Consider the following 23652-nt stretch of genomic DNA (forward strand, 5'->3'; position numbering starts at 1 on the left):
CCATACGGGGGTCCCGACTCGTTCAGGGTCCGGGCAGGATAGCCGGGGTGGGAGAAGCCTACAAGCCAAGGAGCCGACCTCCCAGCAGGGGGGGAGGGGAGGGAAGGGCGCGGGAGGCCGGCTAACGCAACGGGAAAGGGTCAGGCCTGCAGGCGCTCGAACTTGGCCTCCAGGTCGGCCCGGCTCTCCTGGTTGTCCGGGTCGGGCTCGATGCAGTCCACCGGGCACACCTCGATGCACTGCGGATCGTCGTGATGGCCCACGCACTCGGTGCAGCTTTCCGGGTCCACCTGGTACAGCTCCAGGTCCTCGTCGAAGAAGATGGCCTCGTTGGGGCACTCGGGCTCGCAGACCGAGCAGTTGATGCAGTCCTCCGTGATCAGCAGGGCCATGCCCATCCTCCTTCTGGGTGTGTGGGTGGTTGCGCGCGGTCACTCCATGCGCATGGTGGTGGTGGGATGCTCCGGATCCTTGGTCCAGGCGTGCATGGAGCCGTCGTAGGCGCGGACGTCGGGATTGCCCAGGATCTCCTGGAAGACGAACCAGCCCACGGTGCAGACGTTGCCGCTGTTGCAGTAGGTGATCGCCGGACGGTCCGGGTCGATGCCCATGGCCTCGGCAAAGTCCCGCAGCTCCTCCGCCGGGCGCATGGTCAGCGCTTCCTCGCCGTGGGCCAGGTACATGAAGGGCAGGAGCTTGGCGCCGGGGATGTGCCCCGGGGCCTGGACGTAGGACTTCTGCTCCAGGCCCAGGTAGTAGGGCAGGGAACGGTTGTCCACCAGCTGAGCGTTGTCCTCCTCCACGGCGCGCGCCACGTCCGCGGTGGTGGCCAGGATCTCCCGCCGTTCTTCGCGGACCCGGAAGTCGCCCGGTTCCGGATCGGTTTCCCCGCGCTGAAGGTCGTGCCCGGCTTCCTTCCAGGCGGCGTTGCCGCCATCGAGTACGGCGACATTGTTGTGGCCGTAGTACTTCACCTGCCAGTAGAGGCGGGCGCTGTGGGCTACATGGCCGGGGCTGGTGCCGGGGGCGGTGATTACCACGGCTTCCCCTTTGTCCACGCCCCAGTCCCGCATTAGCTCGGTGAAGGTGTCGGCATCGGGCAGCATCTTGCGCAGGGCGACGCCATCCTCTTCCCCTTCCGTGCGAATGGCACCCCAGCGGGCGAGGGCCGCGCCCTCGATGTGGCCCTTCGTGAAGGCGGCGTCGTCGCCGCGCACGTCGATGACCGCCACCTCATCCCGATGCTCGGCCACCCAATCGGGGTCCACCAGGGGGCCGGGCACGTCCGCTGCCTGTAGGTTGGCGGCCATCAGAAGCCCGGCCGCCGGAATCAGCGTGCGTAGCATGGCTGTCTCTCCTCGCATCAAAGCCCAAACCCCACCATGGCGCCGATGCTCGCGAGCAGGAAGAGGGCGCCAGCAGCACGCAGAACCCTCCGGAGGCCGGGAACGGCTATGGGCACGCACATGGAGCTACTCCCTGGGGGGTTCCCCCATTGCTTGGGCCTGCGGAAGAGGGATCAGGACTCGGCGCGAGATTCCTGCACCCGGCTGCAAGGGGGTTGAAGGCAAGGGGCGTGCCAATTCGGGCATCGCCTCCGGGGTGGGATTAAGTAGCTGTTAAAAATAAGAAATTTTCAGTAGGTGGGGCGGGGGCTTGGGCGGTCACCAGAGGGGTAAGCGCCAATTCTGGCGCCCAACCCTGGAACTTCTGCCATAAGTGGCGTGCGGAGCCAAAGCTTCCGGGCCCTTCATTCGCCTCCGGTGCGGGCCTCGCGGAGCTTGCGGTAGAGGGTGCGCTCGCTCACGCCCAGGCGCTCGGCCAGGGCGGCGCGGTCTTCCCCGGCCTGGGCCGCCGCCCACCGCAGGTAGCGGTGCTCCATGTCACGCAGGGGGATGATCTCCTCCGGCAGGGGCCCGCTCCGGCCCGGGGGGCGCTCGCCTCCGCAGACACCCGGAAAGTGCTCGGGAAGCAGGGTGTCGCCGTCCGCGAGGATGGTGGCCCGCTCCAGGAGGTTGCGCAGCTCCCGGACGTTGCCGGGGAAATCGTAGCCGCGTAGGCAGTCCTTGGCCTCCTCGGTGAGGATGTATCCCGGGCTCCGGTCCAAGCGCTGCAGCAGCGTATCCGCCAGCAGGACGACGTCCTCAGGGCGCTCGCGCAGGGCGGGCAGGTGAATGGGGAAGGGGCTGATGCGGTAGTAGAGGTCCTCCCGGAAGGCCTCGTCCCGTACCATCTCGTCCAGCCGGCGGTGGGTGGCGCACACCAGCCGGAAGTCCGCCTTCTTGGTTTCCACGCTCCCCACCGGGCGGAACGTGCCCGTCTCCAGCAGGCGCAGCAGCTTCACCTGGAGGCTAAGGGGGATGTCGCCCACCTCGTCCAGGAACAGGGTTCCCCCGCTGGCCGCTTCCACCAGCCCCGTCTTGCGGTAATGGGCGCCGGTGAAGGCGCCCTTCTCGTGGCCGAACAGCTCGGACTCGAACAGGCCTTCCGTCAGGCCCGAGCACTCCACGGGCACGAAGGGCCCGTCCGCCCGCCCGCTATCCTTGTGCACCGCCTTGGCCACCAGCTCCTTGCCCGTTCCCGACTCGCCCAGGAGCAGCACCGCCGTCTCCGTGGGGGCGACGCGCTCCACCAGCTCCACCATGTGGTTGAAGGCGGACGAGCGCCCCACCAGGCCCTCCCCTCCCGCCCGGGGGGAGGCGGCCCGGGCGTGGCGCAGGACTTCCAGGAAGTAGACGATCTCCCTCGCCTCGTTGCGGATGGGGTGGGTCTCCACGTCCACGTGCTCCTCTCCGGACGGAGTGTGGTGGATGTGGAGCACCCGCCGCGGGCCTCCGGTCTCCAGGCTGGATTTCAGGGGGCAGTCCTCCCCGGCCTCGTCGCAGGGCACGGAGAAGCCGTGGGAGACCTCGTAGCAGTGCCGCTGGCCCAGGGGCGCGCCCTCGCCGTAGGCATCCCGGTAGGCGCGGTTCGCGGTGACGATGCGGTAGTGCCGGTCGAGAAGGATGGCCGGATCCCGGTAGGCATTGATCAGACTGGTGACCTCGGGGAGGGCCTTCTGGGGCAGCGCGTTCATGTTGTCGATCCGGTACGGGTGCCAATTTTGGCAAGGAGTCTACCGCTTTTTTGTCATCGATGACATAGGCGCCCCCGTGGCGGCCCCTTCCTCCGCCGCTCCCTGCCCACGGGTCTCACGCGGCTATCGACGTAATTAACTGAAAAAGAATGATTCGGTCCGGGGTGGAGGGCGCCTGTCCCGCCATGGCACGGCTCTTGCCAAATAGCCCCGGCGAAGCCAACCGCTACCCCGCGTAGGGCCCAACCAACGGCAGGAGATGGGTGGTCCCATGATCTTCCGGCAGCTGATGGACCCCGGAACGGGTGCCCTGAGCTACCTCCTCGGTGATCCCGTAGCCGGCGAGGGAGTGCTGGTGGACCCCGTCTACGAGCAGTCCCGCGAGTACCTCGAGCTTCTGCGGTACTTCGGCCTGCGGCTGCGCTATCTGGTGGAAACCCGCCTGCACGATGGGCGGCTCAGCGCCTCGCCGGTGCTCCGTGAAGAGTCCGGCGCGCGCATCGCGGTGCACGGCGCGGCCGGCCTCGGTTGCGCCGATCTGCGCCTGCACCACGGCGATCTCCTGCACTTCGGCGAGGAGACGGCGGAGATCCTACACGTCTCGGGAATCTCGCCCTGCGCGGTGGCCCTGCATTGGCGGGACCGGCTCTTTACCGGCGAGGCTCTCCTGGCGGGACGGCTCGGCTGCCCCTCCCAGGAGAGCGGGGATCCCGCCTCCCTCTGTGCGGGGATCCGGGAGCGCCTGTTCCATCTGCCCGGGGAAATCTTGGTGTTCCCGGGGTGGGCATGGGACGGCCGCCGGGTCAGCACCCTCGCTCAGGAGTGGGATACCAACCCCGATCTGCTGGCCAAGGAGGCGTGCAGCGAGATGATTGCCGCCCGCTGCCGAGAGGGGCGGATGACCCCAGCGGACCCCGAGCTGCGGGTCATCAATCAGCGGTGCGCCACACGCAACCTCACACCCTGAAGGGCCCTGTGGGCTCCATGGAAATCAGAGGAGCAGCCCCATGTTCAGCCCCCAATCCTGCCGTCTGCCCGTCCGGGTCCGTTCCGGTGGTGGATCGAGCGGTCGTTGCCCGGCGACGAGGAGGCTTTCGGCGAAGGACTCGCAAGACCCTCTGCTCAAGGAGCTCGCCGTGGTCCTGCTGGTGAAGGTGGGCGTCCTGGGGGCTCTCTGGCTCGCCTTCTTTAGCGGACCCGAGCAGGGAGGAAGTCCGGCCGACGTGGCCGATCGGTTCCTGCCAAGCGGGGCAGCTCCCACCCAAACCGACGCAGACCGTAAGTAGAGGCGCAACATGGTTAGCGAAGCCGTTGTTGACTTATCGCGTCTGCAGTTCGCGCTGACGGCGCTCTATCACTTCCTGTTCGTGCCCCTGACCCTGGGCCTGTCCTTCCTGCTGGTCATCATGGAGACCGTCTACGTGATGACCGGCAAGCAGATCTACAAGGACATGACCCGCTTCTGGGGCAAGCTGTTCGGCATCAACTTCGCAATGGGCGTGGCCACCGGCCTGACCCTGGAGTTCCAGTTCGGCACGAACTGGTCCTACTACTCCCACTACGTGGGCGACATCTTCGGGGCACCGCTGGCCATCGAAGGGCTCATGGCCTTCTTCCTGGAGTCCACCTTCATCGGCCTGTTCTTCTTCGGCTGGGACCGGCTCTCCAAGGTGCAGCACCTGGTGGTCACCTTCCTGGTGGCTCTGGGCTCCAGCCTCTCCGCGCTGTGGATCCTCATCGCCAATGCCTGGATGCAGTACCCCATCGGCGCGGAGTTCAACCCCGAGACCATGCGCATGGAGATGAGCAGCTTCAGCGAAGTGCTGTTCAACCCGGTGGCGCAGGTCAAGTTCGTGCACACCGCGGCGGCGGGCTATACCACCGGCGCCATGTTCGTCCTCGGGGTCTCCGCTTGGTACCTGCTCAAGGGCCGCGACCTCGCCTTCGCCCGGCGCTCCTTCGCCGTGGCCGCCGGCTTCGGCCTGGCCTCCGTGCTGTCGGTGATCACCCTGGGCGACGAGAGTGGCTACGAGCTCGGCGAGGTGCAGCAGATGAAGCTGGCGGCCATCGAGTCGGAGTGGGAGACCCACGAGCCGCCGGCGAGCTTCAAGCTGTTCGGCCTCCCCGACATGGAGGAGCAGACCACCGACTACGCCTTGGAGATCCCCTGGGTCATGGGCATCATCGCCACGCGCTCGCTCAGCGAGGAAGTGACCGGCATCACCGATCTGGTGGACACCAACCGCGAGCGCATCGTGGACGGCATGCTGGCCTATCGCCTGCTGCCGAAGCTCCGCTCCGGGGAGGCCACCGAGGAGGAGCGGGCCACCTTCAACACGGTCAAGGAGGATCTGGGCTACGCCCTGTTGCTGAAGCGCTACACCGAGGAGGTCACCGACGCCACGCCGGCGCAAATCGAGAAGGCCGCGCAGGACACGGTGCCCAATGTCCCGGTGGTGTTCTGGAGCTTCCGCCTCATGGTCGCAGCGGGCTTCACCATGCTCTTTATCTTCGGCGCGGCGGTGTACTACTGCGCCAAGCGCCAGGCCGATCAGAAGCGATGGCTCCTGAAGATGGCGCTGTGGGCCATTCCGCTTCCCTGGATCGCCGCCGAGCTGGGCTGGATCACCGCGGAGATGGGCCGCCAGCCCTGGGCCATCGGCGGCATCTTGCCCACGGGGCTGGCCACCTCCACCCACACCGTGGGCGATCTGCTCTTCAGCCTGGGCGGGTTCATCCTGTTCTACACCGCCCTGGCCGTGGTGGAGGTCTGGCTCATGCTCAAGTACATCCGCCAGGGGCCTTCCTCCCTGCACACAGGCCGCTACCACTTCGAGGGTGGCGGTACGGGCGCAGCAACCACCATTCCCCAGAGCTGAGCGAAGCGAGGAGCCGCACGCCATGCTGTTCGACTACACGACCATCCAGCTGATCTGGTGGGGCTTGGTGGCCGTCCTGCTCATCGGCTTCGCCCTCACCGACGGTTTCGACATGGGCGCGGGGACCCTGATGCCTTTCCTCGGCAAGACGGACACCGAGCGGCGGGTCGTCACCAACGTCCTCGGCCCCCACTGGGACGGCAACCAGGTGTGGTTCATCCTGGCCGGCGGCGCGCTGTTCGCCGCCTGGCCCATGGTGTACGCCGCCGCCTTCTCCGGCCTCTACATCCCGCTGCTGCTGGTGCTGTTCGCCCTGATCCTGCGGCCGGGGGCCTTCGAGTACCGCTCCAAGGTGGACGACACGCGCTGGCGCAGCAGCTGGGACTGGCTGTTGTTCGTGGGCAGCGCCCTGCCGGCGCTGCTGTTCGGGGTGGCCATGGGCAATCTGTTCCTGGGCCTGCCCTTCTACCTGGACGAGGATCTGCGGCCCTTCTACGAGGGCGGGTTCTTCGAGCTCCTGCACCCTTTCGCCCTGCTGGCGGGGATCACCAGCCTCAGCCTGCTGGCCATGCACGGCGGTACCTACCTGCAGATGCGCACGGAGGGGGCGCTGCGCCGGCGCGCCGTCGGCGCCTCCCGCCTCATGGCGGGGGTCATGCTGGTGGCCTTCGGCGCCGCCGGCGCCTGGCTGGCCGCGGGCATGGAGGGCTTCCGGATCCTGCAGATGCCCGAGGTGACCGACACCATCCAGCCGCTGCAGAAGAGCGTGGCGAGCGTGGAGGGTGCCTGGCTGGACAACTACGAGCGCGCGCCCCTGACCATGCTGGCGCCTTTGGCGGGGTTCCTCGGCGCGGTGGGGGTGCTGCTGTTCTCCGGCGCCGGACGCGGGATCGCGGCCTTTGGGGCCAGCACCCTGGCCGTTCTGGGGGTGCTACTCACCGCGGGAGTCAGCCTGTTCCCGTTCATCATGCCGTCGAGCATCGACCCGGTGAGCAGCCTGACCATCTGGGACGCCACCTCCAGCCATCGCACCCTGAGCGTCATGCTCATTGCCACGTTGATCTTCATGCCGATCATCCTCCTCTACACCTTCTGGGCCTTCCGCGCCATGCGCGGCCGGGTCACGGAGGAGCAGGTGGAGGAGAACAGCCACGCCATGTACTGACCGCCCGCGCCGGCCCTGCGGGGCCGGACGGCGTAGCGCTTAGAGGAGCACGAACATGTGGTATTTCGCTTGGATTCTCGGGGTCATGCTGGCCCTGGCCCTGGGGGTGATCAATGTCCTGTGGCTGGAGTCCTCCCAGTGCCTGGGGACGGAGGATGAGGATTCCGGCGGGGGAGCGCACCGTTGACGGGCGGGGAGGGGACGCCTTCCCCGCTCTTTTACGGACTGGTGCCCCGGCTCTTGTCCTTTTTCCTGGCCCTTGCCGTGACCTTCTGGGTCCTGGCGGTGCCCACGGATTTCGCCGGGCCGGAGGGGGACGTGGACCATCGGGCCCTGCTGGCCCTCATGTGGGGGCTCGCCGCGGGCTATACCCACGGTGTGGGCTTCATTCCGCGCAACCGCATCCTGCGGGTGCTTCTGGGGCCGTTGGCCGCCTGGGGGCTGCTGGTGGGGGGCGGCTGGTGGTTCCTGGCAAGGGGGTAGCCGACGGAGCCGTTTTTAATGGTCTTTCAGCAACCGGACCCGTGGCAGGGCGTGGGGGGCGCCTTGCCGGGTCCCTTCAAACCTGAGGTACATCCATGGCACATGTCGCGATTCTGGGCGCGGGTACGGGCGGACTGCCCGCGGCCTACGAGATGCGGGAAGCGCTCGGCAAGGAGCACGAGGTCACCCTCATCAACGCCACCGACTACTTCCAGTTCGTGCCCTCCAACCCGTGGGCGGCGGTGGGGTGGCGGGACCGGGAGGGCATCACCTTCCCCATGCGGCCGTACCTGGAGAAGCACGGCATCGGTTTCATCGCCCAGCCCGTGACCCGGATCGAGGCCCCGGAGAACCGGCTGCACCTGGCCGACGGGGAGACCGTCGACTACGACTACTTGGTGATCACCACCGGCCCCAAGCTCAACTTCGAGGCCATCGAGGGCCTGGGCCCCAACGGCCACACCCAGTCCGTGTGCACCATCGACCACGCCGATCAGGCCTGGCGGGCCTACCAGGAATTCGTGGAGAACCCCGGTCCGGCGGTGGTGGGTGCGGTGCAGGGGGCGAGCTGCTTCGGGCCGGCCTACGAGTTCGCGGCGATCCTCCACCGGGACCTGGCCAAGCGCAAGATCCGGGACCAGGTGCCCATCACCTTCGTCACCAGCGAGCCCTACATCGGCCACCTGGGCCTGGGCGGGGTGGGCGACTCCAAGGGCATGCTGGAGCACGAGATGCGCCAGCGCCACATCAACTGGATCACCAACGCCAGCGTGACCAAGGTGGAAGACGGCACCATGCACGTGGCCGAGCACGACGAGAGCGGCGAGGTCAAAAAGGAGCACGAGCTGCCGTTCAGCTACTCCATGATGCTGCCGTCGTTCGTGGGCGTGGACCCGGTGGCGGAGGTTCCGGACCTGTGCAATCCCAAGGGCTTCGTCAAGGTGGACGAGCACCAGCGCAGCCCGGCGTACCCCAACATCTTCTCCGCGGGGGTGTGCATCGCCATCCCGCCGGTGGAGTCCACGCCGGTTCCCACCGGGGCGCCCAAGACCGGGTACATGATCGAATCCATGGTCTGCGCCATCGTGCACAACATCCAGGCGGAGCTGGAGGGCGGCACGGCGGACGCCCGGGGCACCTGGAACGCCATCTGCCTGGCGGACCTCGGGGACACGGGCGCGGCGTTCGTGGCCATGCCGCAGATCCCGCCGCGCAACGTATCGTGGTTCAAGGAAGGCAAGTGGGTGCACTGGGCCAAGATCGCCTTCGAGAAGTACTTCCTGCGCAAGGTGAAAAAGGGCACCACCGAGCCCATCTACGAGAAATACATACTGAAGGCACTGGGCATTAACCGTCTGCGGCATGACGACGGGCTTTGAGGCCGGATGGCCATGGGTCCGGCGGGACGCGGCCGCCGGGCCCACGATCCCAATTGTCGCGGTTTGACCGGCACGGCCTCGATAACGGATTCTCCCTTGAAGGGCAGAGACCTTCCGGGGGGGTTCCTGCAGGCGGAGCCAATGGAATGACTCGGAAAACGTGGGACCAAGCGTTCCAGAAGGAGGCAGCGGTGAAGCGGATGATCGGAGGCGGGACCCTTGTTGCCGGCTTGATGATGGCCTTACCCACAGGGGCGGAGGAGATGCCCGAGCGCGAGAAGGCCGCCAAGGAGGCTGCGAACGCCCTCATGAAGGAGCTCGGGGGCGAGCTCCAGGCGGCCATGGAGGAAGGCGGTCCTACCGAGGCCGTCAAGGTGTGCACCCAGAAGGCACCCCGGATCACCGCCCGCCTGTCCCGCGAGCGCGGCTGGCAGGTGACCCGCGTCTCCAACGATTTCCGCAATCCCCTCCTGGGGATGCCGGACCCCTGGGAGCAGGAGGTCCTGAACGAGCTTGAGAGCCGGGCCGCGGAGGGCGAGTCCCTGAAAGGGATGGGCTACGGGGAGGTGGTGGACGAGCCGGAGGGCAAGTTCTACCGCTACATGCAGGCCATCCCCACCCAAGAGATGTGCGTCGCCTGCCACGGCCCCGAGGACCAGCTGGACCCGACGGTGCGCGAGAGCCTGGAGGAGCGCTATCCCCACGACCGGGCTACCGGTTTCCAGCCCGGGGACCTGCGGGGGGCCTTCAGCATCAAGCAGCCGGTGGAGGAGTGAAGCCCGGTGACCACCTGAGGTTCGCGGTTCGTCCGGGCCTGACCCGGACCGCCGCAAGGAGGGCCCCATGCCCGGCCGGAGACCGGAATCCCCGAGCTTTTACTACGGGTGGCTGCCCCGCCTGATCTCCGGCCTCCTGGTGGTGGCGGTGGTCGGGGTGGGGCTGGCCGCCCCCTGGCTGTGGATGGCGCGCGGCGGGGTGGGCGTGGTCCTGCCCTGGCTGGCCATTCTCTGGGGGCTGGCGGCCGGGTTCGCCCATGCCCTGGACTTCATTCCCGCCCGGCCCCTTCCGCGGCTCCTCCTGGGCCCGGGACCGGCCTGGATTCTGCTGCTCGGGGGGCTCCTTTGGATGCTGGTTCTGAGCGGGGCCCCGCCCGGGAGGTCCGGATGAGGACTACTTGACGCCCATCAAACGAAAGGGGGATAAGGAGGGTCTACACTTTAAGCCACCACACGGATCACGCGGCAAGAGGGGACGCAACATGGCCCATATCGTCATTCTGGGCGCGGGTACGGGCGGACTGCCCGCGGCCTACGAGATGCGGGAAGCGCTCGGCAAGGAGCACGAGGTCACCCTCATCAACGCCACCGACTACTTCCAGTTCGTGCCCTCCAACCCGTGGGCGGCGGTGGGGTGGCGGGACCGGGAGGGCATCACCTTCCCCATGCGGCCGTACCTGGAGAAGCACGGCATCGGTTTCATCGCCCAGCCCGTGACCCGGATCGAGGCCCCGGAGAACCGGCTGCACCTGGCCGACGGGGAGACCGTCGACTACGACTACTTGGTGATCACCACCGGCCCCAAGCTCAACTTCGAGGCCATCGAGGGCCTGGGCCCCAACGGCCACACCCAGTCCGTGTGCACCATCGACCACGCCGATCAGGCCTGGCGGGCCTACCAGGAATTCGTGGAGAACCCCGGTCCGGCGGTGGTGGGTGCGGTGCAGGGGGCGAGCTGCTTCGGGCCGGCCTACGAGTTCGCGGCGATCCTCCACCGGGACCTGGCCAAGCGCAAGATCCGGGACCAGGTGCCCATCACCTTCGTCACCAGCGAGCCCTACATCGGCCACCTGGGCCTGGGCGGGGTGGGCGACTCCAAGGGCATGCTGGAGCACGAGATGCGCCAGCGCCACATCAACTGGATCACCAACGCCAGCGTGACCAAGGTGGAAGACGGCACCATGCACGTGGCCGAGCACGACGAGAGCGGCGAGGTCAAAAAGGAGCACGAGCTGCCGTTCAGCTACTCCATGATGCTGCCGTCGTTCGTGGGCGTGGACCCGGTGGCGGAGGTTCCGGACCTGTGCAATCCCAAGGGCTTCGTCAAGGTGGACGAGCACCAGCGCAGCCCGGCGTACCCCAACATCTTCTCCGCGGGGGTGTGCATCGCCATCCCGCCGGTGGAGTCCACGCCGGTTCCCACCGGGGCGCCCAAGACCGGGTACATGATCGAATCCATGGTCTGCGCCATCGTGCACAACATCCAGGCGGAGCTGGAGGGCGGCACGGCGGACGCCCGGGGCACCTGGAACGCCATCTGCCTGGCGGACCTCGGGGACACGGGCGCGGCGTTCGTGGCCATGCCGCAGATCCCGCCGCGCAACGTATCGTGGTTCAAGGAAGGCAAGTGGGTGCACTGGGCCAAGATCGCCTTCGAGAAGTACTTCCTGCGCAAGGTGAAAAAGGGCACCACCGAGCCCATCTACGAGAAATACATACTGAAGGCACTGGGCATTAACCGGCTCAAGGACAAGGAGACCGGCTGATCCCGGCCCGCGTACGGACCACCCGGAGGCCGGCCCCGCAATGGGGCCGGCCTTTTTTGCCTGTTAGTGGTACCCCGTGTCTCTGGTGACCTTGCCCCGGAACACCCAGTAGGACCAGGCCGAGTAGCCCAGAATGACCGGCAGCAAGATGGCCAGGCCGATCAGGGTGAAGCCCTGGCTCGACGGGTGGGCCGCCGCGTTCTCGATGGACAGGTCCGGCGGGACGATCCGCGGCCACAGGCCGATGAGCAGGCCGATGTAGCCCAGGCCGAACAAGGCCAGGGACAGGAGGAAGGGCCACGCTTCTCGCCCCTCCTGCACGGACCGCCACAGCAGCCAGGACGTGACCACCACCAGCACCGGCAGGGGCACCAGCCAGAGGGCGTCGGGGAAGGTGAACCAGCGTTCCAGGACTCGGGTGTGCAGGAACGGCATCCACACGCTCACCAGCGCCAGGAAGATGATGACCAGCATGGCCAGCGGCCGGGCGAAGGTAAAGGCCAGCTGCTGCACCTCGCCCTCGGCCTTGAGGATCACCCAGGTGGCCCCCAGCAGGGCGTAGCCGCAGACCAGGGCGAAGCCCGTCATCACCGTGAAGGGGGCGAACCACTCGAGGGGCCCGCCAACGTACTGGCCGTCCTCCAGGGGCAGGCCTCGGACGATGGCCCCCAGGATCACCCCCTGCGCGAAGGCGGCGACGATGGAGCCCACCATGAAGGACAGGCCCCACAGCCGCCGTGAGCGCCCCGCCTTGAAGCGGAACTCGAAGGACACCCCGCGAAAGATCAGGGCGATCAGCATCAGGATGACCGGCAGGTACAGGGCCGACAGCACCAGGGAATAGGCCCGGGGGAAGGCCGCCAGCAGGCCGGCGCCGCCGAGCACCAGCCAGGTCTCGTTGCCGTCCCATATGGGGGCGGCGGTGTTCATCATCAGGTCGCGGTCGTCCTCGTTGTCCACGAAGGGCATGATGACGCCGATGCCCAGCACGAAGCCGTCCAACAGGACATACATGATGACGCCCAGGCCGATGACCCCGAACCAGATGTAGGGCAGGAGCTCGATCACCTCAGCCCTCCTCGGCGGTGTCGTTGGATGCGGAAATGGGCCGTCCAGGGGCCCCGCGGGGGGCCTCGGGGGCCGGGCGCCGGATCCCCTTCCGGATCAGCCGAAGCATGTACCAGATCCCCGCGCCGAACACCACGAAGTAGACCAGGACGAACACCGTGAGGGAGGTGGCCACGCTGGCGGCTCCCACGGCCGAATGGGCATCCGCCGTGCGCAGCAGGCCCTGGATCACCCAGGGCTGCCGCCCGATCTCGGTGGTGTACCAGCCCATGAGGATGGCCACGAGCCCGGAAGGGGCCATGACGATCCAGGCGCGGTGCAGCCCCGTCGCGCGCTCCAGTCGGCCGCGCCACGCCGCCCACGCGCTCCCCCACGCCACCACCAGCATGAGCACCCCCAGGGCCACCATGATCCGGAAGGACCAGAACACCGGTTGCACGGGCGGTCGGTCCTCCGGGGCGAAGTCCTTGAGGCCCGTGACCTCCCCGTCCAGATCGTGCTTGAGGATCAGGCTGCCCAGCTTGGGGACGGCCACCTCGTAGTGGTTCTCCTCGGCTTTTTCGTCCGGCCACGCCGCCAGCACCAGCGGCGCGCCGCGGTGGGTCTCCCAGTGCCCCTCCATGGCCGCCAGCTTGGCCGGCTGGTGCTCCACCACGAACAGGCCGTGGAGGTCCCCCGCCACGATCTGCGCCGGGACCACCAGCGCCGTGAAGGCCGTGGCGAGCTTCAGCATGCGCAGAGATTCCGCCCGGTGGCGGTCCCGGCGCAGGTACCACGCCGACACGCCGCCCACGAAGAAGGCGGTGGCGAGGAAGGCCGCCAGGACCATGTGGACGAAGCGGTAGGGGAAGGAGGGGTTGAAGACGATCTCGAACCAGTCCACCGGCATGAACACGCCGTCCTCCAGGGCGTAGCCCGCCGGGGAGTGCATCCAGCTGTTGGCGGACAGAATCCAGAAGGCCGAGATCAGGGTCCCCAGGGCCACCATGCAGGTGGAGAAGAAATGCAACCGGGGCGATACCCGGCGCCAGCCGAACAGCATCACCCCCAGGAAGGTGGCCTCCAGGAAGAAGGCGGTGAGCACCTCGTAGCTCAGCAGGGGCCCGAGGATGTTCCCCGCGGCGTCGGTGAGCCGGCTCCAGTTGGTGCCGAACTGGAAGCTCATGACGATGCCCGACACCACCCCCATGCCGAAGCTCAGGGCGAAGATCTTGAGCCAATAGAAGTACAGGTCCAGATAGACCTGCTCCCGCTTCCAGAAATGGGCCGCCTGCAGGAAGGCCAGCCAGCACGCCAGGCCGATGGTGAGCGCCGGGAAGAGGATGTGGAAGGAGACCACGAACCCGAACTGGATGCGGGACAGCATCAGCGCGTCGAGCATGCCGCTCTCCATCCGCTTGTGGCCGAAGCGGGAATCGTACGGACCCCGCCCTCCGGGGCTGACGGTCTACCCGTGGTCGGGCTGGCCCCCACCGTGGGTCGGATAGGCTAGCTTCCGACCATGGCAAGGGGGCCCCGCCTTGCCAATCCGGGTTGTTCTTTACGTCGGGGAGCTCCTCCGGGCCAAATGGTAGGAGGGTGCGGATTCGGCAACCGTCGGGAGATAACCATGGGCAAGGCGCACAACCTCGGCTTCCCGCGCATCGGCGCGCACCGGGAGATGAAAAAGGCGGTGGAAGCCTACTGGTCCGGCGAGAGCAGCCGGGAGGATCTGGAGCAAACCGGCCGCGACCTGCGCGCCCGGCACTGGCAGCGGCAGGCGGAGGCCGGCCTGAACTACGTGCCAGTGGGCGACTTCTCCTGGTACGACCACATGCTGGAGACGAGCTGCCTGTTGGGCGCCGTGCCGGAGCGCTTCGGCACGGTGCACGGCAACGTCGACCTGGACACCTTCTTCCGCATGGCCCGGGGCCGGTCCGCGGACGGCGTGGAGACCACGCCCTGCGAGATGACCAAGTGGTTCGACACCAACTACCACTACCTGGTCCCCGAGCTGCACGCCGACATGGCCTTCGAGATCAGCTCCGAGCGCCTGTTCAGCGAGACCCGGGAGGCCCTGGACCAGGGCTACAACCCCAAGCCCGTGCTGGTGGGGCCGCTCACCTGGCTGTGGCTGGGCAAGATCAAGGGCGGGGACTTCGACAAGCTCGGCCTGCTCGACCGCCTCCTGCCGGCCTACGAGCGCATCCTGGAGCGCCTCGCCGGCCAGGGCGTCGAGTGGGTGCAGGTGGACGAGCCCATCCTGGTGCTGGACCTGCCGGAGGCATGGCGCGCGGCCTATACCCGCGCCTACAACCGGCTCACCGGGCGGGGACCGAAGGTGCTGGTGGCCACGTACTTCGGCGCCCTGGGCGACAACCGGGACCTGGTGGCCTCCGCTCCGGTGGACGCCCTCCACGTGGACGGCGTGCGCGGTGCCGCCGAGCTGGAGGCGGTGGCCGGGCGCCTGCCCGCCGGCACCATCCTCTCCGCGGGGGTCATCGACGGCCGCAACATCTGGCGGACCGACCTGGAGGGGGCCCTGGAGCGGCTCCGGCCCCTGGAGCAGATCCTGGGGAACGAGCGCCTCTGGGTGGCCCCGTCCTGCTCCCTCCTGCACGTTCCGGTGGACCTGGCGGAGGAAACCGGCCTCGACGGGGAGCTCAAGGGCTGGCTGGCCTTCGCCGCGCAAAAGCTGGAGGAGATTGCGACCCTGAGGGGGGCCCTGAACGAGGGGAGGGAGGCGGTCGCCGAGGCCCTGGACGCCAGCTCCGCGGCGGTCGCCTCCCGGCGGCGGTCGGCCCGGACCCGCAGCCCGGAGGTGCGCGACCGGGTCGCCGGATTGACTCCGGAGATGACCCGGCGGGGCAGCTCCTACTCGGAGCGCCGGCCGCGCCAGCGGGCCAATCTGGACCTGCCGGAGCTGCCCACCACCACCATCGGCTCCTTCCCGCAGACCTCGGAGATCCGTCAGGCCCGGCGCGACTTCAGGGCGGGGCGGCTGCCCGAGGACGGCTACACCCAGGCCATGCGCGACGCCATTGCCAGCGATGTGCGCATCCAGGAGGAGATCGGACTGGACATGCTCGTCCATGGCGAGCCCGAGCGCAGCGACATGGTGGAGTACTTCGGCCAGCGGCTGGAGGGCTATGCCTTCACCACGAACGGCTGGGTGCAGAGCTACGGTTCCCGCTGCGTGCGGCCGCCGGTGATCTTCGGCGACGTGGCCCGCCCGGCGCCCATGACGGTGGACTGGTCCGTGTACGCCCAGTCGCTCACCGACAAGCCCATGAAGGGGATGCTCACCGGGCCGGTGACCCTGCTGCAGTGGTCCTTCGTGCGGGACGACCAGCCCCGGGCCGAGACGGCCCGCCAGATCGCCCTGGCCCTGCGCGAGGAGGTGGCCGATCTGGAGGCCGCCGGCCTGCGGGCCATCCAGGTGGACGAGCCGGCCCTGCGCGAGGGTCTGCCGCTGCGGTGCGGCGAATGGGGCGACTACCTGGACTGGGCGGTGGAAAGCTTCCGCATCGCTACCAGTGGCGTCGGCGACGCCACCCAGATCCACACCCACATGTGCTACGCCGAGTTCAACGACATCATCGAGGCCATCGCCGCCCTGGACGCGGACGTCATCTCGGTGGAGGCTTCCCGCTCGGATATGGAGCTGCTGGAGGTGTTCCGGGAGTACGCGTACCCCAACGAGATCGGCCCCGGCGTCTACGACATCCACTCGCCGCGCATCCCCTCCGCCGAGGAGATGGTGGGCCTGCTGGAGAAGGCCGAGCGGGTGATCCCGCGGGACCGGTTGTGGGTGAACCCGGACTGCGGCCTCAAGACCCGGGGCTGGGCGGAGGTGCGCCCGGCGCTGGAGAATATGGTGGAGGCCGCGCGCCGGATGCGGGAGCCCCTGCCCGTGCGCTGAGCGCAGGCTGCCCGGCGCCCCGGGGTCGCTGGGTCCCGGCTGCCGGCCTCACGCCCGTTCCCGCAAGCCGAGGTGCTCGGCCAGATCTTCCAGATGGTCTTCCCGCACGCCGATGGCCCGCAGGCCCTCCCAGGTTCTTGCCACGTACTCGGTGTTGGGGCCCGACCGGCCCCTGGCCCGCCGGACGATGGCGGCGGCCTGCGGCGCGGAGAGGTCGAGCCGGCAGCGGGGGTGCTCCGGGTTGGCCACGTAGGTCAGGGCGGTCTCCGCGCGGCCGCCGACCGAAACGGGCAGCCAGGCCCGCTCGTACACGGAGTCCCCCAGCTCGCGCCGGTCCAGGTAGGCCTGGACCTCCGCCTCCCGTTCGGGGGCGACGCGGAAGGCCAGCCCTCGGCAGACGCCGTCCTCGGCGGGGACAAGCCCCAGGACGAGGCCCGGGTACTCCCAGGTCCCGCGGTGGTCGTGGGTGTAGACGCAGAAGCGGCGGGCGAATCCCCGGAGTGTGGCCACATGCGCCTCCTCAAACGGGAATCCCGGGTTCCAGACCAGACTGCCGAAACCGAAGACCCACATGGAGAAACGCCTCGCTGCTGCTGGGGAGCGGCTCCCTCCCCGTTGCCTTGTGCCCGGGAAACGCAGTCTAGCCCGTCAGGGGCGAGGTGTCAGGGGGGTTGGGGGTAGGGAGCGCGAACAGGCCCGCCATTTGGCGGGCCTGTTCGGGTGGTCGCGGCCGGGACGGCCGCTCCTACTGCTGGTGGTAGAGCTTGCCGCCCGTTTCCAGGAACTCCTCGGCCTTCTCCTTCATGCCCTCCTCCAGGGCGGTCTCGCTGTCCACGCCCTGGGCCGCGGCGTAGTCGCGCACTTCCTGGGTGATCTTCATGGAGCAGAAGTGCGGGCCGCACATGGAGCAGAAGTGGGCCACCTTGGCGGAGTCCTGGGGCAGGGTCTCGTCGTGGAGCTCCTTGGCCTTGTCCGGATCCAGCCCCAGGTTGAACTGGTCCTCCCAGCGGAACTCGAAGCGCGCCTTGCTGAGCGCGTTGTCGCGCACCTGGGCGCCGGGGAAGCCCTTGGCCAGGTCGGCGGCGTGGGCGGCGATCTTGTAGGTGACGATGCCCTCGCGCACGTCGTGCTTGTTGGGCAGGCCCAGGTGCTCCTTGGGCGTCACGTAGCAGAGCATGGCCGTGCCGTACCAGCCGATGTTGGCGGCGCCGATGCCGGAGGTGATGTGGTCGTAGCCGGGGGCGATGTCCGTGGTCAGCGGGCCCAGGGTGTAGAAGGGCGCCTCGCTGCAGTCCGCCAGCTCCGCCTCCATGTTCTCCTTGATGCGCTGCATGGGCACATGGCCCGGTCCCTCGATCATCACCTGGCAGTCGTTGGCCCAGGCGCGCTCGGTGAGCTCGCCGAGGGTGCGAAGCTCGGCCATCTGCGCCTCGTCGTTGGCGTCGAACACCGAGCCCGGGCGCAGGCCGTCGCCCAGGGAGAAGGCCACGTCGTAGGCCTTCATGATCTCGCAGATCTCGTCGAAGCGCTCGTAGAGGAACGACTCCCGGTGGTGGGCCAGGCACCACTTGGCCATGATGGAGCCGCCGCGCGAGACGATGCCGGTCTTGCGCTTGGCGGTCATGGGCACGTAGGGCAGGCGCACGCCGGCGTGGATGGTGAAATAGTCCACGCCCTGCTCGGCCTGCTCGATGAGGGTGTCGCGGAACAGCTCCCAGGTGAGCTCCTCGGCCTTGCCGTCCACCTTCTCCAGGGCCTGGTACATGGGCACCGTGCCGATGGGCACCGGGCTGTTGCGCAGGATCCACTCGCGGGTCTCGTGGATGTGCTTGCCGGTGGACAGGTCCATGACCGTGTCCGCGCCCCAGCGGATGGCCCAGATCATCTTCTCCACCTCCTCGTCGATGGAGGAGGTCACCGCCGAGTTGCCGAGGTTGGCGTTCACCTTCACCCGGAAGTTGCGGCCGATGGCCATGGGCTCCGATTCCGGGTGGTTGATGTTGGCGGGGATGATGGCGCGGCCGGCCGCCACCTCCTGGCGGACGAGCTCCGGCGTGAATTCCTCCGGGAGCTGGGCGCCGAAGGCCTCCCCGGGGTGCTGGGCCAGCAGCCCGGCGGTCTCGTAGGCCTCGCGCATCTCGGCCAGGCGGTTGTTCTCCCGGATGGCCACGTACTCCATCTCCGGGGTGACGATGCCGCGGCGGGCGTAGTGCATCTGGGTGACGTTGGCGCCCTCCGTGGCCCGGCGCGGTGTGCGCAGGTGGGCAAAGCGCAGCCCGGCGGTGGCCGGGTCGGCGCGCCGTTCGGCACCGAAGGCGGAGGTGGGGCCATCGAGCTCCGCGCTGTCGCCGCGCTCGGCGATCCAGGCGGCGCGCACGTCCGGCAGGCCCTGGCGCAGGTCGATGTCGGCGTCCGGGTCGGTGTAGGGCCCGGAGGTGTCGTAGACGGTGATGGGCGGGTTGTCCTCGGCGCCGAACTGGGTGGGCGTGGGCGACTGCGCGATCTCGCGCATGGGCACGCGCAGATCGGGGCGGCTGCCGGTGACGTGGATCTTGCGGCTGCCGGCGAAGGGCCGACGGACCTCGTCCGCTACGCGGGCGGGGCCCTGCTGCAGGGCTTCGGTATGGGTGCTCATGGCTGCTTCCTCCCCCGGCCGGACAAGCCGGCGGCTCGTAAACGCGGTTGCGGACAAGGAGGAAGCCGGTGTGGCCGCTGGGCGGGCGGAATACGGCAGGGGCGGAACGGGGACGAAAGGGCCCGGGTGAGGCCGCGAAACGAAGCCGTACGGTTGCCGCACTCTCCCTGCGCCGGTATTACCCGGTTCAGGTTCCAAGGGTCGTCCCGCCCAGAAGCCTGCAGAGAACCTGTTGCGGAGGCCGTCTGCTGCGTTGCGCACTGCTCGCTCCTTCAGCTACCTGATTAGGTATGCTTCAGTCGCTGCGCGGTGCGTGCTCTTCAGCGCGCCCGCCAAGACTTTGCTTGGCGAAACGGAGCGGCGGTGTGTGCCTTGCAGCCGGCCTTCCTTTCGACGGTTCTCAGCAGGCTTCGTGGGACCTCTCAGCCGGTCGCACCGGCTCCCCCGAGTGGTAGCCGCCCATGTTGCCGCAGCCTTTTGTCCTAGGCAAGCAGGTCCCCGACCGAGGTGGAACCGTGGGGTACGCGAAGAGGGCACCGATGCAGTCGGGACCAAGGGGCACCTGGCGCGGCGCGCAGGAGCGGCGTTCAAGTGCGCCCGCGGTCAGTGTCCCCCGTGCTCGCCCTGCGCGGGGCCGCCACCGGGGAGGTCGGCCACCAGGTCCCGTTCAATTTCCCCGAAGCGCCGGATCTCCCCGCCGTGCTCGGCCGCGAACGCCTCGGCCTGGGACCGGTCGGCGAAGGGGGCCAGGGTGGGGCCCATGGCGCCACGGCGGTCGCTGCCCACCACATAGTGGGCTTCGCGCGCCGGGATCCAGGCGGCCTCTTTTTCCGCGTGGGGACGCTCCCAGTCGACCCGGGCCATGTCGTGCACGTACATGCCGGCGATCTGGTGGTCCCGCGGGCCGTCCTCTTCCAGGAGGTAGGCGAAGAAGTCGCGGGTGGAGCAGAAGTGCTCCGGGCCTTCCCGGTCCTGAAGGAAGATCTGGGCCTTGGGGCCCGGGTAGTCCACCACCGTCATGCCGCATACCGCGCAAGCGGCGGAGCGGTCGGGGGCCTGCGGCTCCGGGGGTGGGGCCTCCTGTCCACCGCCGCTGCAGGCGGTCAGGAGGAGAAAGAAAAGCAAAGACCAGATGGGGCGCATCACGATGGGCTCCTTGCCCTCCCGGGGCTTGCTCGTTCGCTGCCCCCGCTCACCGGGGGCGCATGCAAATAAGAGGGGCCGGCCCTAGGCCGATTCCCCCCGGTTGAACAGCCAGGCGGCCAGGGCCAGGGGCACCCCCGTCCAGGCAGCCAGGACCCCGAGGAGCAGCGACCGGGAGAACAGGGCCTCCGGGACCACCGACGCCAGCCCGGAGCTCAGCGCCACGGCATCGAAGCCGGTCAGGTTGAGCAGCCGGTACGCGTCCGCCGGGTTGAGCAGCAGGAGGTAGGGGAACACCCCGCCGCCGATGGCGCCCTCCGTGGCCACCAGCAGGCCCAGCAAGAGGAGGTCGAAGATCAGCACGAAGATGAGCCATAGCAACAGCGCCAGGCCCGCGGCGCGCGTCTTCTCGGCCACGGCCGCCGAGACCACGTAGGCCAGGCTCTGGAAGGCCAGGGCCAGGAGGATGGAACTGGCCACGAACAGGGCGAAGGCCGACCAGGCGCCGGGCTCCCGGGCCTCGGGCGCGAGCACCGCCAGCAGGGCGCCGGCCACGGAGAAGCCCAGGAGGATGGACAGGGAAAGCACGGCCGCCTGTCCCAGGAACTTGCCAACGAAGATCTGCCAGCGCTGCAGGGGGTGCCCCAGCAGCAGGAGCAGGGTGCCGGCCTCCCGCTCGCCCACGATGGCCCCGTAGCACAGCACTAGGGCGATCAGGGGAATCAGGTAGATGGCCAGGCTGGTGAGGCTGGCGATGGTCACGCCCATGGGGGTGAAGCCTACTTGGCCGCTCGGCGCCGAGCCGAAGTAGGCCAGTCCCAGGGCCAGCAGGGCCAGCATGAGCGACACCGCCAGCACCCAGCGGTTGCGGATGCCGTCGCGAAGCTCCTTCCGGGCCAGAGCGAGAATCGGGCTCATCGCACTTCCTATCCGGTTCGGTCGGGGAGGGGGCCGCATTCCTCTCCCAAGGGGCTGCGGGGACGGCCGGACGCCGCGACAAATGCGCTACCGCGGGAAGTCCCGGCCGGTAGCCGCTCCCATAAGAGCGCTGGCATGGGGAAGCGGGCCATCAACGGGCGCCCTCTCCGGCGAGGCCGAAATGGCTGTAGATGTCCGGCAGCGAGGGCGGGGCCATGTCCACGTCCTGGACGCGCTCTCCCGCGGCGGTGACCTCCCGCAGCACTGCTAGCTTCCGCTTCTCGCCGCAGGTCACGGTCAGCCCGGTGCCGTCCGGCTCAGCCGTGACCCCCTCCATGGCGGCGAGCGCCGCTTTCAGGCCCCCCAAGCCTTCCCCGTGGACCCGGATGCGGAGCCGCAGCCCCGTCCGTCGGCGCAGCTCGCGAAGGCCCCCCTGGGCGAGCAACTGCCCCCGCCCGAGTATGGCCAGGGTGTCGGCCCGGTCCTCGATCTCGGCGAGGATGTGGGAGGAGAGGATCACGGTAGTGCCGCCCGCGCGGAGGGCTCCCAGGCGGGCGTAGAGCTCCTCGGTGGCCTGGGGGTCCAGGCCCACCGTAGGCTCGTCGAGCATCAGGAGATCGGGCTCGCCCAGCAGCGCCTGGGCTAGGCCCAGGCGCTGGCGCATGCCCTTGGAATAGGTGCGCACCTTGCGGTCGGCGGCGTGGGCGAGGCCCATCTCTTCCAGCATGGCCCCGCACTGGTGCCGATCCACACCCTTCAGGTCGGCGTAGAAGGCAAGCACCTCGGCACCCGTGAGCTGGTCGTAGAAGGCCACGTTCTCCGGCAGATAGCCCACCCGGCGACGGATGCGGGCCCCCTCGGCCCCCCGCGGCTCGCCGCCGAGCAGCCGCACCCGCCCCGTGGTGGGGGCGAGGATGCCGAGCAGCATCTTCATGACCGTGGTCTTGCCGGCGGCGTTGTGGCCGAGCAGGCCCAGGATCCGGCCCCGGGGGATGGTCAGATCCATCTCTCGCACTGCCTCCAACCGCCCGAAGCGCTTGCCGACTCCCTCCAGCTCGGCGGCCGGCGATTCCGGTTGCCGGGTGCGGTTCATGGGGCCACTCCTCCCGGATCCATGAGGGGGTGGCGGTCGGTGACGCCGGGGCCGCGCAGGGCGGGGAACTGCTGCTGGATCCAGCGCAGGCTCTGCACCGCCGGGCTGTTCATGAGGATACGGACCAGGGGGTACTTCCAGATGAGCTTGTCCACCAAGTCGTTGGGGCGGTAGGGCACGTCGCCGATGCCGTCGCCGTCGGTGTCCCAGCCCAGGTAGTCGCTCCAGTAGTTGCCCCGCCCGTCCCGCGACCACTCCTGCTCGCGGTTGCCCACGTACTTCACCTGGTTGCGGGAGTGCAGGAAGGCGTTCTCATGGATGCGGTTGTGGAAGGAACCGGCTGTGAGGTGGATGCCCACCTCACAGCCCCGGAAGCGGTTGTGGTGGAGGTCGTTGCGCTGGGCGTTGTAGACGAAGACGCACTTCTCCGGGCCCGGGGCCACGCGGTTGTGGTGGATGGCGCTCTGTTTCACGTAGTTGAGCAGGAGGCCGTAGTCCTCGTCGCCCGCGGAGCGGTTGTGGTGGACCTCCAGGTTGTCCGACATCATCAGGGCGTAGCCGGCCCGGGTGTCATGGGTGCGATTGTTGGTCACCTCATTGCGGTGGGAGTACATGTAGTGGACTCCGTAGCGGAGGTGGTGGAGGTGGTTGTCGTGGAGCACGTTGCCGCCGTGGGAAACCTCGATGTAGATGCCGTCGCGGGTCTCCCAGATCTCGTTGCCCGTGACCAGGCCGCCGGAGACGCTCCAGAGCTGGATGCCGTTGCCGCGATCCGGGGAGACCACCTCGGTGTTGCCGTGGATGCGGTTGTCGCGGATCACCGGGGAGGCGGCGCCGTCCACCCAGATGCCCCAGGCCGTGCGATCGATGAAGCAGTCCTCGATGCGGGTTCCGGTGGCCGCCTCCTCCACGAAGACGCCGGCGTTCATCTCGTCGAGGTCCATGCCGGAATGGCGGATCTCCAGGCCGCGTAAAGTCACGCCCGGGGCCGCCACCCGGATCACGTCGCCGGAGCCGCCGCCGTCGAGCACCGTGGCCTCCGACCCGGTGAGGGTCAGGGCCTTATCGATCCGCAGATTGTCCACAGCGTGGGTGCCTTTCGGGACGATCAGCGTGTCCCCCTCCGCGGCTCGCTCCACTGCACCCTGCAAGGACTCCCCGGGCTTCGGCCGGAGCTCGGCGCCCCATGCAGAAGAGGCGGCCCCTGCCGCTAGAAGGATCAGGCCGAGGATCGGTGCCGGATTGGGCACTGGCTCGCCTCCGTTGGAAAGACCAATACGTTCAAAGGGGGGCGTTGTAGGAGCGGCCAGTGGCCGCGATCCGGCCACGGAGGCATACCATGTCGCGGCCCGTGGCTGCTCCTACCGGGG

22 protein-coding genes are annotated in these 23652 nt (G+C 68.6%); 11 read left to right on the top strand and 11 right to left on the bottom strand.

Annotated elements, in window-relative coordinates; all coding sequences use genetic code 11:
- Positions 1-140 precede the first annotated feature (140 nt).
- The 3 genes from ACLFRB_RS04720 to ACLFRB_RS04730 all read right to left on the bottom strand — a co-directional run bounded on the left by ACLFRB_RS04720 (position 141) and on the right by ACLFRB_RS04730 (position 3076).
- Positions 141-392 carry a YfhL family 4Fe-4S dicluster ferredoxin gene (locus ACLFRB_RS04720; protein ID WP_411067852.1) on the bottom strand — a complete coding sequence of 84 codons (252 nt, stop codon included), beginning with the start codon at positions 390-392 and terminating at the stop codon, positions 141-143.
- A 39-nt stretch (positions 393-431) separates the two neighbouring features.
- On the bottom strand, positions 432-1346 hold the full coding sequence (locus tag ACLFRB_RS04725; RefSeq protein WP_411067853.1) for a sulfurtransferase: 915 nt from the start codon (positions 1344-1346) through the stop codon (positions 432-434).
- Positions 1347-1750: 404 nt separating this feature from the next.
- Positions 1751-3076: a sigma-54 interaction domain-containing protein gene (locus tag ACLFRB_RS04730; protein ID WP_411067854.1), complete on the bottom strand. Its 1326-nt coding sequence runs from the start codon at positions 3074-3076 to the stop codon at positions 1751-1753.
- 271 nt (positions 3077-3347) lie between these two features.
- On the opposite strand from ACLFRB_RS04730, the gene ACLFRB_RS04735 reads away from it, so the two are divergent.
- From ACLFRB_RS04735 to ACLFRB_RS04780, 10 genes are all read left to right on the top strand, one after another.
- Positions 3348-4043, top strand: coding sequence for an MBL fold metallo-hydrolase (locus ACLFRB_RS04735; RefSeq protein ID WP_411067855.1), 696 nt, complete (start codon positions 3348-3350; stop codon positions 4041-4043).
- 40 nt (positions 4044-4083) lie between these two features.
- Positions 4084-4362, top strand: a complete 279-nt coding sequence (cydP, locus tag ACLFRB_RS04740) for a cytochrome oxidase putative small subunit CydP (protein WP_411067856.1) — start codon at positions 4084-4086, stop codon at positions 4360-4362.
- A gap of 9 nt (positions 4363-4371) precedes the next feature.
- Positions 4372-5955: a cytochrome ubiquinol oxidase subunit I gene (locus tag ACLFRB_RS04745; RefSeq protein ID WP_411067857.1), complete on the top strand. Its 1584-nt coding sequence runs from the start codon at positions 4372-4374 to the stop codon at positions 5953-5955.
- Positions 5956-5980: 25 nt separating this feature from the next.
- On the top strand, positions 5981-7120 hold the full coding sequence (gene cydB, locus ACLFRB_RS04750) for a cytochrome d ubiquinol oxidase subunit II (protein WP_411067873.1): 1140 nt from the start codon (positions 5981-5983) through the stop codon (positions 7118-7120).
- Positions 7121-7175: 55 nt separating this feature from the next.
- On the top strand, positions 7176-7307 hold the full coding sequence (gene cydX, locus ACLFRB_RS04755; RefSeq protein WP_411067858.1) for a cytochrome bd-I oxidase subunit CydX: 132 nt from the start codon (positions 7176-7178) through the stop codon (positions 7305-7307).
- A 53-nt stretch (positions 7308-7360) separates the two neighbouring features.
- Complete coding sequence (locus ACLFRB_RS04760) at positions 7361-7603, top strand: cyd operon YbgE family protein (RefSeq protein ID WP_411067859.1); 243 nt, start codon at positions 7361-7363, stop codon at positions 7601-7603.
- Between the two features lie 95 nt (positions 7604-7698).
- Complete coding sequence (locus ACLFRB_RS04765; protein ID WP_411067860.1) at positions 7699-8982, top strand: NAD(P)/FAD-dependent oxidoreductase; 1284 nt, start codon at positions 7699-7701, stop codon at positions 8980-8982.
- Between the two features lie 263 nt (positions 8983-9245).
- A complete protein-coding gene (locus ACLFRB_RS04770; RefSeq protein ID WP_411067861.1) occupies positions 9246-9758 on the top strand; it encodes a DUF3365 domain-containing protein in 513 nt (170 codons plus the stop codon).
- A 67-nt stretch (positions 9759-9825) separates the two neighbouring features.
- Positions 9826-10149, top strand: a complete 324-nt coding sequence (locus tag ACLFRB_RS04775) for a Cyd operon protein YbgE (RefSeq protein WP_411067862.1) — start codon at positions 9826-9828, stop codon at positions 10147-10149.
- Between the two features lie 91 nt (positions 10150-10240).
- A complete protein-coding gene (locus ACLFRB_RS04780; protein ID WP_411067863.1) occupies positions 10241-11524 on the top strand; it encodes an NAD(P)/FAD-dependent oxidoreductase in 1284 nt (427 codons plus the stop codon).
- 63 nt (positions 11525-11587) lie between these two features.
- Here ACLFRB_RS04780 and cydB (ACLFRB_RS04785) read toward each other — a convergent pair whose 3' ends face one another.
- Together cydB (ACLFRB_RS04785) and ACLFRB_RS04790 are read right to left on the bottom strand one after the other, a co-directional pair.
- Positions 11588-12589, bottom strand: a complete 1002-nt coding sequence (gene cydB / locus ACLFRB_RS04785) for a cytochrome d ubiquinol oxidase subunit II (protein WP_411067874.1) — start codon at positions 12587-12589, stop codon at positions 11588-11590.
- Positions 12590-12593: 4 nt separating this feature from the next.
- Positions 12594-13973, bottom strand: a complete 1380-nt coding sequence (locus ACLFRB_RS04790) for a cytochrome ubiquinol oxidase subunit I (protein ID WP_411067864.1) — start codon at positions 13971-13973, stop codon at positions 12594-12596.
- 228 nt (positions 13974-14201) lie between these two features.
- Between ACLFRB_RS04790 and metE the strand changes: the two genes are divergently transcribed.
- On the top strand, positions 14202-16493 hold the full coding sequence (gene metE, locus ACLFRB_RS04795) for a 5-methyltetrahydropteroyltriglutamate--homocysteine S-methyltransferase (RefSeq protein WP_411067865.1): 2292 nt from the start codon (positions 14202-14204) through the stop codon (positions 16491-16493).
- Positions 16494-16541: 48 nt separating this feature from the next.
- Here the strand turns inward: metE and ACLFRB_RS04800 are convergent, their stop codons facing one another.
- From ACLFRB_RS04800 to ACLFRB_RS04825, 6 genes are all read right to left on the bottom strand, one after another.
- Positions 16542-17066, bottom strand: a complete 525-nt coding sequence (locus tag ACLFRB_RS04800) for a gamma-glutamylcyclotransferase (RefSeq protein WP_411067866.1) — start codon at positions 17064-17066, stop codon at positions 16542-16544.
- A gap of 172 nt (positions 17067-17238) precedes the next feature.
- Positions 17239-19128, bottom strand: coding sequence for a phosphomethylpyrimidine synthase ThiC (gene thiC, locus ACLFRB_RS04805; protein WP_411067867.1), 1890 nt, complete (start codon positions 19126-19128; stop codon positions 17239-17241).
- Positions 19129-19731: 603 nt separating this feature from the next.
- Complete coding sequence (locus tag ACLFRB_RS04810; RefSeq protein WP_411067875.1) at positions 19732-20271, bottom strand: nitrous oxide reductase accessory protein NosL; 540 nt, start codon at positions 20269-20271, stop codon at positions 19732-19734.
- Between the two features lie 84 nt (positions 20272-20355).
- On the bottom strand, positions 20356-21189 hold the full coding sequence (locus ACLFRB_RS04815; RefSeq protein WP_411067868.1) for an ABC transporter permease: 834 nt from the start codon (positions 21187-21189) through the stop codon (positions 20356-20358).
- Between the two features lie 151 nt (positions 21190-21340).
- The gene (locus ACLFRB_RS04820) at positions 21341-22282 is read right to left on the bottom strand and encodes an ABC transporter ATP-binding protein (RefSeq protein ID WP_411067869.1); all 942 of its coding nucleotides are present in this window, start codon (positions 22280-22282) and stop codon (positions 21341-21343) included.
- Positions 22279-23433, bottom strand: coding sequence for a nitrous oxide reductase family maturation protein NosD (locus ACLFRB_RS04825; RefSeq protein ID WP_411067870.1), 1155 nt, complete (start codon positions 23431-23433; stop codon positions 22279-22281). Before ACLFRB_RS04825 ends, ACLFRB_RS04820 begins: the two co-directional genes overlap by 4 nt.
- Positions 23434-23652 lie beyond the last annotated feature (219 nt).

The sequence above is a fragment of the Thiohalorhabdus sp. genome (genome assembly GCF_046545655.1).
Classification (GTDB): Bacteria; Pseudomonadota; Gammaproteobacteria; order Thiohalorhabdales; family Thiohalorhabdaceae; genus Thiohalorhabdus.